This is a genomic window from Prevotella lacticifex, from assembly GCF_019973375.1.
Lineage (GTDB): Bacteria > Bacteroidota > Bacteroidia > Bacteroidales > Bacteroidaceae > Prevotella > Prevotella lacticifex.
In genome coordinates, this window is sequence record NZ_BPTV01000002.1 from 548375 (window position 1) to 562988 (window position 14614).

The 14614-nt window shown below is 45.7% G+C and carries 8 protein-coding genes; 4 read left to right on the forward strand and 4 right to left on the reverse strand.

Translation table 11 applies throughout. The features are described from left to right. Positions 1–196: 196 nt before the first annotated feature. Together LDN30_RS12655 and LDN30_RS12660 are read left to right on the forward strand one after the other, a co-directional pair. The gene (locus tag LDN30_RS12655; protein ID WP_223925324.1) at positions 197–2101 is read left to right on the forward strand and encodes an IS1634 family transposase; all 1905 of its coding nucleotides are present in this window, start codon (positions 197–199) and stop codon (positions 2099–2101) included. A 1554-nt stretch (positions 2102–3655) separates the two neighbouring features. Beyond that, positions 3656–5002, forward strand: coding sequence for an ATP-binding protein (locus LDN30_RS12660; RefSeq protein WP_223929695.1), 1347 nt, complete (start codon positions 3656–3658; stop codon positions 5000–5002). A gap of 358 nt (positions 5003–5360) precedes the next feature. On the opposite strand, the gene LDN30_RS12665 is transcribed toward LDN30_RS12660, so the two are convergent. After that, positions 5361–6455 carry an IS110 family transposase gene (locus tag LDN30_RS12665; RefSeq protein WP_223928808.1) on the reverse strand — a complete coding sequence of 365 codons (1095 nt, stop codon included), beginning with the start codon at positions 6453–6455 and terminating at the stop codon, positions 5361–5363. Positions 6456–7850: 1395 nt separating this feature from the next. Here LDN30_RS12665 and LDN30_RS12670 point away from each other — a divergent pair. Continuing rightward, a complete protein-coding gene (locus tag LDN30_RS12670) occupies positions 7851–8138 on the forward strand; it encodes a DUF1016 N-terminal domain-containing protein (RefSeq protein WP_223927481.1) in 288 nt (95 codons plus the stop codon). 209 nt (positions 8139–8347) lie between these two features. Here the strand turns inward: LDN30_RS12670 and LDN30_RS12675 are convergent, their stop codons facing one another. The 3 genes from LDN30_RS12675 to LDN30_RS12685 all read right to left on the reverse strand — a co-directional run bounded on the left by LDN30_RS12675 (position 8348) and on the right by LDN30_RS12685 (position 12296). Further along, positions 8348–8578: a hypothetical protein gene (locus LDN30_RS12675; protein ID WP_223927479.1), complete on the reverse strand. Its 231-nt coding sequence runs from the start codon at positions 8576–8578 to the stop codon at positions 8348–8350. A 471-nt stretch (positions 8579–9049) separates the two neighbouring features. Beyond that, positions 9050–10510, reverse strand: a complete 1461-nt coding sequence (locus tag LDN30_RS12680) for an RNA/DNA-binding domain-containing protein (RefSeq protein ID WP_223927477.1) — start codon at positions 10508–10510, stop codon at positions 9050–9052. A gap of 481 nt (positions 10511–10991) precedes the next feature. Continuing rightward, on the reverse strand, positions 10992–12296 hold the full coding sequence (locus tag LDN30_RS12685) for an IS1380 family transposase (protein ID WP_223929696.1): 1305 nt from the start codon (positions 12294–12296) through the stop codon (positions 10992–10994). Positions 12297–13016: 720 nt separating this feature from the next. On the opposite strand from LDN30_RS12685, the gene LDN30_RS12690 reads away from it, so the two are divergent. Continuing rightward, complete coding sequence (locus LDN30_RS12690) at positions 13017–14435, forward strand: transposase (RefSeq protein WP_223929004.1); 1419 nt, start codon at positions 13017–13019, stop codon at positions 14433–14435. The last annotated feature ends 179 nt before the right edge of the window (positions 14436–14614 follow it).

Consider the following 14614-nt stretch of genomic DNA (forward strand, 5'->3'; position numbering starts at 1 on the left):
GGGCGGCAAAGGTACAAAATATATCAATAACGAAAGAAAAGATTGTATTAATTTTAAACTAAATTAACCCAAGTTTGACGCTCTAATGTTTTTTTTCAGAATTTTTTCCAGTGTTTATAGGGGTTTGCGTGGTCAAACTGCTCAAAATCGCAATGTAGAACACAGCAATGTCGTAGGGATTGCTTATCTTTGCGGCATGAATTTTACGTCCCAAATACGTTACAACCCACAGACGTGTAAAGACGAGAAGTATTACCGTCTGAAGGAGTCCTATCGCGATGCCAGCGGTAGGGTATGTACTTTGATATTGCTCAATGTCGGGTTTATACATGACCTATCCCCAGAGCAGATAAGAGATGTTGCGCGTGGACTGACGTATCTGTACAATCACCAGAAGGATGTCCAACTTTGGGATGAGAAACTGCAAGGTTACTCGGAAGTGGTTCGTGACAGAGTGCATGCGTACTGGGCCAGACTTGTCGAGGAGGAAAAACTTGATATTGTGGGCAACGCCTACGAGAGAAGCAAGTCCAAGGCCAGGAAACGGATAGATGTTGACACTATGAGGCATACAGACGCAAGGGAAGTCGGCTGCGAATGGCTATGCCTGCAAACGATTCGTAAACTTGGTCTGGATACATTTCTCCGTTCTTTGGGATGGTCTGAGGACAAGGTGAAGGTCACTTTGGCCCATCTTATTACGAGGGCGGCCTATACTCCGTCCGAATTAAAGTCAATATCCATTATAAAAGAGAACTCTGCAGTGTGCGAACTCCTTGACCTTCCTATGGCCAAAATAACTCCAAGGAGGATATATCGAGTTGCCGATGACCTTTATTCCATAAAGGATAAGCTTGAGAAGTATCTTTGCCACAAGACCGACGACCTCTTCAAACCGACCAACCGCATTATGCTCTTCGATCTCACCAACTTTTATTTTGAGGGACGCAAGACCGGCAGCAAGAAGGCTGCCTTTGGCCGTTCAAAGGAGAAACGCAGCGACTGCAAGCTGCTTGTCCTCGCGCTATGCATCAATACTGACGGCTTCATACGTTACAGTGCGGTACTGGAAGGCAATACCGCCGATCCAAAGTCACTTCCCAACATGGTGGACGAGCTTATTGCTGAGAATCCGGCCAAATGTCCCGATAACGAGGGAGTGCTTGTAGTCATTGACGCAGGTATCTCAACTGAAGATAACCTCAAGACTATAAGGGACAAAGGATACAACTATCTTTGTGTATCCCGCAAAGCTCTTACCGAATACACCACCCCCGAGAATGCTCCCAAAGTCACAGTTTGCGATTGCTTGAAGCGCGAGATAACGCTTCAACGCGTAACAACGGCCAAGAATGACGACTGTTACCTCAAAATAGACTCTCCTGCAAAAGCGTTGAAGGAAGAATCCATGAACCGCAAATTCCGTGAGCGTTTTGAGGAAGGGTTGAAAAAAATCAGAAAGAGTACCCAATCAAAACACGGGATAAAAAACTACGGCAAGGTACAAAACAGGATCGGTGCCCTGCAAGGAAAATATCCCTCTATAAGCCGATATTACAATATAAAAGTTGAGGATGACGGACACGACAAAGTCGCTTCTATGACATGGGAGGTCAACATCCCGGACAAGGTGGAATACGGAACATACTTCCTCAGAACCAATGTGAAGAAATTAGATGAGGAAACGACCTGGAACTACTATAATCTTATACGTGAAATAGAATGCTCCAACCGGCAGCTCAAAACCGACCTCAGCCTCAGGCCCATATACCACCAGACTGACAATAGGGCAGACGCACACCTTTTCTTAGGGCTGCTGGCTTACTGGATAGTAAACACCGTGCGCCATCAGATGAAGGTTGCCCGGCGAAAGCAAGGCAAGGATGAGCATGGGCGGGAGCGTTCGACACCGTACTGGTCGGAGATCATGCGGATCATGAAGACTCAAAAAGCAGTTACTACCACAGCAGTAAATGCGCTTGGAGAGGCTGTCGAGACCAGACTGTGCAGTGTGCCTACAGATAGTGCAGCTGAAATCTACGAGTTGTTGAAAATCAGTAAAGTGCCATTTAAAAAAATAAAAATCTGTAGAACACAGTAGGACTTTTTAAAAACACTAAATTGCTGATACAGAACAACTAAGCAAAATACGATGTCAAAGTTGGGTTAAATCAAACCTTGAAATTTATCGGAATTATTGACAACCAAAAGGGGATAATATGCGACATGCCAGAGTGTTAGAGGATTAAAACGCCGGTATGAGGGTGGTAAGACGGTATGAGGATGTAAGATTGATTGGAGGAAAATGATGATACGAGGGTATTAGGCCGATATGAGACGGGACAATGGTGGTAAGACGGTATGAGGATGTAAGATTGATTGGAGGAAAATGATGATACGAGGGTATTAGGCCGATATGAGAGTGTTGCGATGCCGTGGTCCACGGACGATGCCCGCAATTGCATATTGGGTTGGCCCAGAATTAGGTGCTTTAACGATCCACTTGTATGTGCGGATCTCATGCCCGTTCCCGCAAGTGAATCACGTTAACAACACGCTGACAACCAATGTGTTGCACACATCCTCTGTAGGGGTGGGGTTTATCCCCACCCTCGCAACTGCGGACAAGAATTACAAAGTATCGATGGCAGTAGGATGGGGATAAACCCCACCCCTACTGTGGATCATGGTGGCAAAGGTTGTATATACCATTGTCTCAAACTCCTGACTTCGTCAATGCGTCACCCTGAATCAAGAATAAGCTTTTTGAAAATAGTCATAGGCAGGCTTAAGCTCCCGATGGAGCTATGGTGTGGAAGTGATGGGGCAGCCTTTGCGAGCAAGCTCGCAGTCTGCCCCATCACTCCCACACCACCCCTGACGGGGTTAAAGCCAGCCTATGACGAAAATCGCTATCGCGTAAAATTGCGCAGAGCGCATAAAATAATAAATTGCGCCAAGGCGCATAAAATATGATACCGCCCAACAGAACACAAGCAGTATAGCAGACCTTCAAGACGCTATGGACTATCTTTCGGCCGCAGGATTTTATGTCCAAGGGGCAATCGTCATGGGCAGGCTTGACACCAAAGGTGTGGGGCTAAAGCTATGGGGTAGGCGGCAAGCTTGCTCGCAAGACTACCCCATAGCTTTAGACCCATTGCTCCTTGGGGAGCATAAGCATGACCATGATTTTCTTTTCTCTTTTCCGTTTGGAAATGCCAAAGCGATAATGACAGTATAAAGAATTATATTACCTCTCAACATGATTCCACCGAAAATATCCAGTGAGCCGATAAACCCCGCCACTACGGCGGCAGAGTGCTGTAAGCGTCTTGTTATCAGATGTTTGCATTACAAAATTAGCCCCTACAAACATATTTCAAATGGGTACAAAAAGGGCAGCCCTCTTTTTAATCTGTTATACGCATCCACCGCCATTTCAAACAAATCCAACCGCACGTTGCTCATGATTTCAAACATATCCAACCACACATTGCCAATGATTTACAACAAAATTAGTCGCATTTTGCCCATGATTTGTAACAAAACCACACACATTTAGCCACTGATTTACAACAAAAAATATAAGATATTGCTACTGATTTACGATATTTTTGCTTAACTTTGCAGCAGCAAGATAATCGTCATGGGTATGTTTAACAGAAAAGTTCTCAAGGACATGGAAGTTTGGAAAGCCGATGTCCATCATAAGCCACTCATCCTAAGAGGGGCAAGACAGGTAGGTAAAACGACTGTTGTCAATGAATTCGGCAAGTCGTTTGACAACTACTTGTATTTCAATATGGAAGACCAGGCGCATCGGAGAATGTTCGAACTCGAAGTTCCCCTCCCCGACCTGATACCTTTGCTTTTCGCCAGTCTTGGTAAAGAACGCCACAAAGGCTCCACGCTCATCTTCATCGACGAGATACAGAACTCGCCAAAAGCGATTGCATTACTGAGATATTTTTATGAGCAGCTGCCACAAATCTTTGTCATCGCCGCCGGTTCTCTGCTTGAGAATATTGTAGATGTACAGGTCAGTTTCCCGGTAGGTCGCGTTCAATATCTCGCTATGCGCCCTTGCACTTTCTATGAGTTCTTAGGGGCTATGGGTGAAGAGCACCTTCTCAACATCTTATCCATGAATCCCTCGATGACCGTTCCCTTCCATAACCAACTGATGTTTTGGTTCAACCAGTATGCCATCATCGGTGGTATGCCCGAAGCGGTGAGAAAATACGCTGAGAAACGCGACATCCTCAGTCTGGAGAGCACTTACGAGACTCTGATTCAATCATATAAAGATGATACCGAGAAATATGTGAGAGGCAAGAAGCTGACCGATGTGGTTAGATTCATACTCTCGTATGGTTGGGCTTTCGCAGGAGAAACAATTACCCTTGGCAACTTCGCCAACTCGGGTTACAAGTCCCGCGAAGTAGGTGATGCTTTCCGAATATTGGAGAAAGCCATGCTGTTAGAACTCGTCTACCCGTCGTCATCTCCTCAACAGCCCATCATCCCGGAGATGGGACGAAAGCCAAAGCTGATATGGTTTGACACGGGTTTAGTGAACTACCAGGCCGGAATCCGTTCAGAAATCATCGGCACTACCGAAACGATAGACAAATGGAGAGGCCATATTGCTGAACAAATAACAGCACAGGAACTGCTTGGCACCGACTGTCGAATTGGACATAGGAGAGCTTTCTGGGCAAAGCCGAACAACGGAGCAGAAGTTGACTTCATCATCACCTCCGGTGCTCAGGTCATCCCCATAGAAGTTAAGAGCGGTGCAAATGCTCACCTTCGATCTCTTCAGGTTTTCATGGATACCACCGATGGCGATATCGCGGTAAGGGTATGGTCGCAACCGTTCTCGATTGACACCGTCGTCTCGCCCCACGGCAAAGCATTCCGATTGGTCAACATCCCATTCTACATGATTGGAAAGATAGAAAAAATCCTCCTCCACCTGCAAACGAAAGGCGAATGAACGCGATTCATTTGCAGGTGGAAAGACTTGGGGGCGGCCCGCAACAAACGGGCATTATCTGTGTTCGTTTGCAGGGGCAGGTAGATAGAGGTACGGCCGCAAACAACAGACAAATAATCTTATTCGGTCTGTCGACCGAATCTCTGTAATTACAACGAATGGCCAAATTATTCGGTCGACCGACCGAATCTCTAAATTTATTTCCGACGCACAACCAGACCCAATATTCTGTGTAAACCACTGATGCTAAGACGCTTGCAGCACTCCGCCACCGCTTCCTAGGTTTCTGACCAAAGGAAATCTCGATTATTTTTCGTTTTTAACTAAATTTATTGTAATGTTGATTTTTTATTTACATTTATAGTGCTGCCTCAAGTGAAGGTTCCGTCTTCAATACAGGCTCCACCGTTTTGAGTTTTCTCAGTAATTCATGATTGTATTCATAGTCGCAGTCGTTTTTTACAAGTGAGTATGTTATGTGCAGGAGTTTGTTTATTACGTTGTTGAGGACAATGCTGTACGGCTTGCCTTTCTTTTCCAGTCTGTCGGCGTAGGCCTTTATCTCTCGGTTGTAGATAATCGCACTTCTGGCAGCCATTCTGAGGTTGTTCTTTATCATCTTACAGCATACGTTCTTGCTTGGATCCTTCTTGTGGACAGAGGTGCCGGATTCGTCATAGAACGTATGAGCGCCTGCGTAACAGGACATCTTGTTGGGTGTGGTTATCTTCTTGAAATTCGACGAGTATGCGATAATGCAAGCTGCATTGACCAGGCCGAGTCCATTTATGGAAGTCATGTGCAGGTAGTTTCTCTTCAAGTCCTCGTCAGAGTTGATAATGCGCTCGATTTCCTGGTTACACTTTTCGATTATCTCGTCGAGTGTCTTTATCTCGGATTCAGACATTTTGTTTATTACGCGTTCTGTCTGCGATTTGCCAAGTACTGTGGTGAACTTCTTTTCCGACAGCCTTGTCTTTGCCTCTTTTCGGCGTTCTACCATTGTGGCGCGGTAATTCACTATTTCCTTCAGTTCCATGATAACCGTTGGATCGGGCGAAAAAAGGACAAGCTTGTCCTGATGTTTGGCCGCATACTCTGATATGTTCCTCGAGTCGGCCTTGTCGTTCTTCCCGCGTCTGAACCCGGAGGAACGGTGTATCTGCAAAGCACTCTCGCGCCATACGTTCTGGCCTTTGTCGTGAAGATACATACAGATCTGCCTGTCGTATCCACCGGTAGTCTCCATGCAGAACAGTCCGTCTTCCGACAGCTTGCCGTTGCATTGCTTGCACAACTTCTTTGCCCATGAGACAAGAGCTCTGAAGCCTGACGGGCAGTTTTCGAACTGTCTGTAACCAACCTCGTTCAACGAATCTATCGATTCGACGAAAATTGCAGTCGCATCAAAAGTTTTTTTGGCAATGTCTATGCCAATACAGAATTTCTTCATAACTTTGTCTTTTAATGAAGTAAGTAACGAGTTGACCGAGAAGTTGTCCCGACTAATACTTTATTTAGGCTTCGAGCCTAACTTCCTACTTGGTCTCTGCAGCTTCAATCCGGAGGGTCTATAACGGCGATTAGGCTCGAAGTCTAGTAGGGGGTATAGATTATCCCTCCGGTGGTCAACTTTTCCTTACAACAACAAAGGTAAAAATTAACCATGAAACTAAAGGCATAAACCTTTAAAATATTCACACTGCAAAGATAAAGTAGGGGTGGGGTTTATCCCCAACCTCGCAGCTGCGGGGTGTTACCTTAATTCTTGTCCGACGCTGGTAGGACGGGGATAAACCCCGCCCCTACGGTGGATGTGTGCAACACATTAGTTATCAATGGATTACCAAGCAACGCCTTCGAAAGGCGGGCAGGATTAGGCCGTTAGTTGGCCTCGAAGAGGCAAAGGAATACAATTATTCGGTCGACCGACCGAACCTCTGTGGCGTTAGCCTGTTTTGAAGGTTTTCCTTTGTGTCAGCGCCAAGATCCGACGAAGGAGGATCTGCCATTTGGGATTTGAGGGCGGTGAGAGGTCCAGCCTCTCACAAGCACTCAAAGCCCAAATGGCAAAGGGCGAAAGCCCTTGGCGCTGGCAACAGGGTTTTTATAGTTTTGGTCTTAATTTGTGTATTCAACCGTTCTTCGTTCAAGGGGGGGCACACTGCCAATGCGTAGATGCGCACTCCGCGCTATTGTGCGTCTTCGAGGCACTGAATGTATAGCTGTAAGGATCCTTCTTCCCCGGACTGCACTCGCTATCGCTCGCTTAGTCCGGGGTTATTGACGATTCAGCCCCGACGGGGCTGGTGGTGTCAAAGTCCTAATCAACCACATGTTACCCATGATTTAGAATATATTCACCATGTATATCGCCCATTTAAAACAAATCCAACCGCAAGTTGCCCATGATTTCAGACAAATTCAACCGCACATTGGCCATGATTTCAATCAGAAACAACCACACATTGACGATGATTTCAAACAAATCTAACCGCACATTGCCCATGATTTCAGACAAATCCAGCCACATGTTGCCCATGATTTGGAACAAAATCAATCGAATATTGCCACTGATTTGTTACAAAAAATATAAAATGTTGCTACTGATTTACGATATTTTTGCTTAACTTTGCAGCAGCAAGATAATCGTCATGGGTATGTTTAACAGAAAAGTTCTCAAGGACATGGAAGTTTGGATTTCAATTAGATAAGAGCAGATTTATTACCGTTCGGCACTGGTCAATTCCGTTCATTTCCATTCGTTTTGGTTTGAGTTTGTAATTTCCAGATTGTTTCGTTGCAAAGTTGGGAGAAGTTGCTATATTTGTACGCAAAACGGATTAATATGGAAATCGCTCATATCTCACAAGAATATATACAAGCTGTAAAGGACATCAAGAGTGCCATACTCAAGAGTCGCTATGCAGCTGCCAAGCAGGCCAACAAAGAGCTGTTGAAACTCTACTACTCAGTTGGCGGATATGTCTCAGCGCACAGCCGTGACGGATATTGGGGCAGCAACGCCATTGAGTCCATCGCTAAAGGACTGCAACAGGAGTTGCCGGGGCTGAGAGGATTCTCTGCCCGCAACATTAAAAACATGCGCATGTTTTACGAGCAGTGGAGCCCGTAAATAAATCGTCAGATGTTGCCTGACGATTTAATAAGCAGCTATACCTCAACGAATTATGAAATTCGGCAGCTGACAACTGCCGAATTTCCCATAGACGACTTCATGGCTGTTGGCTTTTCACTGCACATTCAGAATTTAACTCCAACCTATATCGATATTCATTATTTGATCGACAGTTAAATTCACTCCATTCTTCCGACAGGCTAAAATCAACCAATGATATTCCCTATCTCATACTTGACGCGAACAGGATCATAATCAGAATTCAAACCTGGATTCCATTTGGGCATGGCTTTGATAGCTTTAATTACATAAGGAATCCACCCTTTGTTCCGACAGTCAACATTAATATTAGAGGCTGTTCCATCTTTTTCTATAACAATCGTAACTTCTATCGTCTCAGTCTCAGAAATTATATTTGTATAGCTTTCTTTCAACATCTTATATAAGGTACTTCTGAAGGCATCCACACCTCCAGGATATGATGGTTGTATTTCCACATGATCGTCGTCGTATAGCAAGCTCCCGGTTGCCGCAATGTCCACTGCTCCACGTTGCCGCGATCATACTTTTCTTTGAAAGAGGGCGATTGGCTATGCCGCTGCTCCAACTTGGTGCCAGCCATCTTGGTGCCTTAACATGGTCCCTAAATCCATTTATAGATAAGGGGGTAAGATGATTATAGGCTAATCTACTGATAATAAGAGTGTTGAAAGTTAATCGGTTCTTTTCAACTTGGTTCCTCGTCTTGGTGCCTTAATTATTTTAGGCACCAAGATAAAAAGAGAGAATAAATGAGAATAACCTATTGAAAATAAATAAGTTAGATCATAATCCGAGTTGTTTTTATCTTGGTGCCTAAACCAATTTATCTTGGTGCCTAAAATAATTAAGGCACCAAGATGGTGGAGCTAAGATGCCTTCTCCGAGGCAACATATTTTTGCCTCTTACTTGTTGGCATATCTGGTAGAGTCATCCTTATCCTTCCTTGCTGTAACAGAAGCTTGATATACTTGTTTCTGAACTTAGTTCTATCGCTATACCCCATATAGCTCAATATATCGGCTAAGGACCTTGGCTCCCTGCAATAGAATACAAGTTTGTCAAGTTCTGTTTTGCTGGGTATAAGTCCTCTATGCCTCCTTATTTGAGAAGTCGGTTCTGCTGGTCGTGTATTAGACTTGTTCGGCTTCACCACCACTTCAAACACGGTGATCTTGTCTACATTGAAGTCTATGGGTGGATTGCCGTTTTCCTTGAACAGCTCCTTCACGCGGCTCACGCCACGGTTGAACATATTCACATATCCAAGGTTCTTCAATGCCTCGGCTATGATGGGGTTGCGGTAGTCGTTGACATGTGGGAAGTTCTCGGGGCGTGCCTTGCCATAGAGTCCGCCTGCATTCATTATCTCCAAGCGGTCGCTGAACTCGTAATAGCGTATCGGCATGTTGGAACTGTAGTCGCGGTGCATGACTGCGTTCAACAGCAGTTCCCTGATGGCTTCCCGCGGATAGTTGACGACTCGCTCCTCGCGGAAGGCTGTCACCGGTACCGGTCTCGTTGTTACGACACTGTTCTCCGTAAAGGTGTCGAGCTTGGGCAACAAGTCAAACAAACAGCTTGTGAACATACGTTCATTGAATATGTCGGAGGCCTTATCGTTGCCGCCAAACTTCACGTACTGCACGTAGGCACCGGGTATGAACTGTTTCGGACGGTGAGCAAAGAGTATCACAGCAGCGTTCGTCGGGCAATGACTGTCCATATCGTACAAGCCTACCGATGCCATCTGTTCTTCCAGACTTCTGTTGTCAGTAGCTAACACGTCAGCGTCAACGGCTTTGGGGAGGTAGCCATTACGTATCATGTCAACATTCAAATCCGACAGCTTGGCGCGCAGACACGGAGTGACATCGAATGTAGCCATGTTGGCTGTACGTCGCTCTGTCAGTATTCGTTCCTCATCCTCGGAAGCGATGTCGCGTCGGGGCCCGATACGCACAAACACACGACCACGATAACGGACCGGTGTCATCGGCGACGGCTGCACCTCACAGACAAGCAGGTCACCTTCGGGAAACTCATAGCGGTCAACGCTCATAGTCGGTATCGGCAGTATATTGCCATCCGAGCGCAGGGCAGCTATATTCTTCAGCAAGGCGTCCGTAACCTTGAAGCCGGACTTTATTTCGCCATCGTCCTCAGCGCCTATTATCAGATAGCCGTTCTTGTGAGAGCCGGGCAGATCATTGGAGAACGCACAGATAGCCTCACTGAACTTGTCTTTATTACCAGTGGACACAGTACGCTCTATGCGGTATGTCTCAGTGCTCTTCAAGAGCTGTCGTAATTCTTCCTTCGTTATCATAATCGTCTGTTCTGCCTATATGTATCTGTTGCAAAAATAATGGAAATAAGCGAAACGGCAAAGAAAAGTGTGCCTTTTCATTGCCAGGCATGGCTAACTCTATCGCCTCATTCCGATTTTATTGCTTGGTCGTATGCTCTTTGCAGGTTCATCCACATGCCAGCCGACACTCCGAGTATCATTTCAAGTCCCTGCGCTATATTGTCCGTCATCGCCTTTTGCTCTGAGATGATGCCTTCAAGGGCCTCCGGAGGGGTGGGGTTTATCCCCACCCTCGCAACTGCGGACGAGAATTATAATGATAATGTCCCTCAATTCCGCAACCCTACTAATAGTCTCAGGCCATTGCGGTCAAAACCGCCCAGAATGCAATTTCTCTTGTTCAAACTGGCTTTTTGCCATATCCTAACTGATATGAGCGCATAAAGCCCCCTTGCCCCCATTAGGGATATTAAATTGTTAACCCTCCAAAACGTTTGGCTCATCCGTAGCTGGCGTTGAAAATTGTCCAGTAGTGCAACCATCTGTTCTTAGTGTAGATATTCAGAGTCCATTGCCTGGCGACACGGACCCATTTAGCCGGAACAACAATGAAGGCAAAGACAAAGCGCTTAAGGCGACTTTTCATGTCTATGCCGGGGAAAATGGCGCTGACCTTTGACAACAAGTACTGATAGAAATTCTTCAGCATGGCGGTAAAGAGAAGGAACACCGTGTTGTCCTCCATGGTTGAGAACGGAAGATGTGCCCAACCGAAGTCGTTATTCTGAACGTCGAAATTCTTTTCACAAGCGCCTCGTTGATTGTACTTGTCAATGACCTGCTCTTCGGTGCTGTTATGGTCGCTGGTCAGTATGGCGCGGTACATATATTCCATGCCGGGCAGGAACCGCTCTCCCTGTTCTGCGTCCATCTTGGTGCGCTGCACTACAAGCCGTAAATGCCAGTCGGAAAGGAATTCGGTGAATTCAAATGATGCGACGTCCATATCCTGGCCATTTACCGACGTGTGACGCCAATCCTTGCACTGTTCATACATCTGCCTGCGGTCAGCACAGCTGCTGGCACGGAGGTAAAACGTCTCTGTCCGAAGAAAGAGCTCCTCAACAAGTTCCTTGATGAACGAGCCGCAATCGGCACGGAACATGCGCACATAAAGTCCGTGAGCCTCGATATTGTCCAGCATGCGTGTCAGCTCTTCCACTTGCTCAAACTTGACATTCGAGTTGCCCTGCCTGTTTTCAATGCCGATTATCAGCGGACCGGATGTCATCACGCCCGGGAAGTAGCCGCGCTGTTTTTTATAGGAATACAGCGCGTCGCTTTTCTCAGCGGGGATGAACTCGTTGTCAAAGTCGACATCAATGCCCTGCCCCTTTTTCAGAAGGCCAAGCAGCAATGCCATGTCAAGCATCAAGGAGTTTAGTTTCATGGCAGGATCATGCGCATATACATTGCCAGCTTTACTCGTATAGGCTATACTCATGGCGCTCAGCTCCTTCAGCCCACGGGCGATGGTGTCAGAACTTGGTATCCTCGCATCTGGGGCAGTGCTCAGATACTTGTTCAATATGGTTGTAATATCCTCTATGTGGTCACCGCCGCAGAGATATATGCAGAATAGCGCAAGCATAATATCGCTGTACTGGTAGCCATAGTTCGCACAGCGGAGATTAAGCCGCCCGTCTACCAGTTTGTCCAGTCCTGCGCGTTTAAATTCGTTCATAGCATAAAAAATTCCGCCGTAGGGGACTATGTTATCATATTTTATTGCTACTTTTGCCATGTCATTTAGAATTGAACTATTTTTGTTTTGAGACCATAAAGTTAGTGAAAATTCTGCAAATGGCAAAACTCTGGGGAACTTATTGTTCCTCAGAGACTTATAAAAAATATTAATAAAGAATTGCGCAATTAGTTGCGGAATTAAGGATGTCTTTATGGCAGTAGGATGCGGACAAGAATTATAATGATATTGTATCGATGGCAGTAGGATGGGGATAAACCCCACCCCTACTGTGGACCACGGTGGCAAAGGTTGTATATACCATTGTCTCAGACTGTTAGAAACAAAGAGAAAAAATAATCACCGAAAAGCTTGCATTCGCCTCAAAAATTTTGTATCTTTGTATTACGAAAAACACAAAGACATCATACACAAAGATTAGATAAAGGCCAGACATTGCCGTTGGTAATTGCGCAGATATTCAAGCATGCAACGGGCAAATCGACAATGGTCGTTTGCAGGGAAGGACATCGTGGACGTCACGGCAAAGGGATCATTAACTAAAGAAACCTCCATTTGAGACACTATACAATTTGGCCCTTGCTTTGCCGTTTCTGGCTTAGCAAGGGCTTTCTTTCGTAGAAAGCCCGTTTAAACTTCCCCTTGTTTTAGTCTCTGCATAATTATTTTTGCCAATATTATTGGTAATTTCTTGCAGATATGGCCATTTATTTGTACCTTTGTATAGTTCTTTTAATTATATAGATACTATACATATTTATGGCTATTCCAGAAGAGATAAAGTCAGTCGCCCGCCCCAAAAGTACGATAGTCCGACAGAGAGGCAGTCGTTTTGTCGTCATAAAAAGGACGAGCAAAAGAATTAACGGGAAACCTATCCCCGTAGACCAAGGAACGGTAGGAGAAATTGTAAACGGCAAGTTTGTCGAGGGCTCATATATGCGCAAGAAAAATCAAGTGGATATTAAAGATTATGGAGAGGTGGCTCTCTGTGACAAGTACGGCAGTGGACTTCTTCAAGAACTCGCCAAGGTTTGGAATCTCGACGATGCAAAGCGCCTCTATGTCATTGCCTTGCTCCGTGCTTCATATGGAGGCATCATGAACCGTGACTTGCAGATACAGTACCTCTGCTCATTTGCATCAGAGATGTATCCGGGAGTGCATTTGTCTGAGACGGCAGTGTCCGGGTTTCTTGTGAAGATAGGCAAGGCGTACTCCCTTATCTGTGAGTTCATGCGCAATAGGGTGAACACCTTTACCGGCGGTGACATGGTTATCGATGGCATGCTCAAGGACTACAATGCCAAGACGGGGAGTCTGTCGGAGTTCTCGCGCAAGGGAGCGAAGAAAGGCTCCAAAGATATCAGCTTGCTGTATGCTTTCAACCCATTGACGCGTGAGCCCATAGCGGCAAAGCCTTACGCAGGCAACATGCTGGATCAGACGGCGATAGACGACTTTGTAGCGGAGTATGAGATTAAGAATGGTCTGATGGTATTCGACAAGGGTTTCTACAACGACAAGCTTTTTGAGAAAGTCGACAAGATGGAAGGACTGGCATACCTGATACCGTTGAAGCAGAATTCGGCGTTCATAAAGAATTACAAGATGGATGAGCCGACAATGCCATTGAAAGACTATAAGGACGGAACGATTCTATACAAAAAGCAAAAAATGTCAAACGGCAAGTTCCTCTACTCTTTCCGCGACCCGAAGGCAGCCTCCGAACAGGAGATTGGATATGTGCAGAATGCCAACAAGAAAGATAACTTCAAGGCAGAAAGCTATGTCGAGAGGAAAGGTTTATTCGGTCTGATTGTCTTCAAGTCAAAAGCTGACCTTGACCCATTAACCGTCTATTTAGCCTATTCCCAGCGATGGTCTGTGGAGACTCTGTTCTGGCTATACAAGAATATCGTTGACCGTGACACGGTAAACGTGCATTCCGACTACAGCGTATATGCCACCGAACTGATTAATTTTCTCTCCGTCGTCATAACGACAAGGGTTAAAAATGAGTTTGTCAAGCTGGGGCTAAGCAAGAAATATTCTTACAAGGCTATATTCAGATACCTTTCAAAATACAAGAAGGTGAGAACCAAAGATGGTGGTAAATGGGGTACGGCAACCATGCTTAAATATATAGAAGAGCTAGTTGCTATGCTTGGTGTATAGTGTCTCAAATGGAGGTTTCTTTAATTAACTCAAGGCCGTTGCCCAATGAATCTGCGATAACTCCCGGCCATTGCCCAATGAATCTGCGATAATGCGCGGCCATTGCCCAATGAATCTGCGATAATGCGCGGCCATTGCGCAATGAATCTGCGATGGCACTATAAACGCAAAAGATCCCC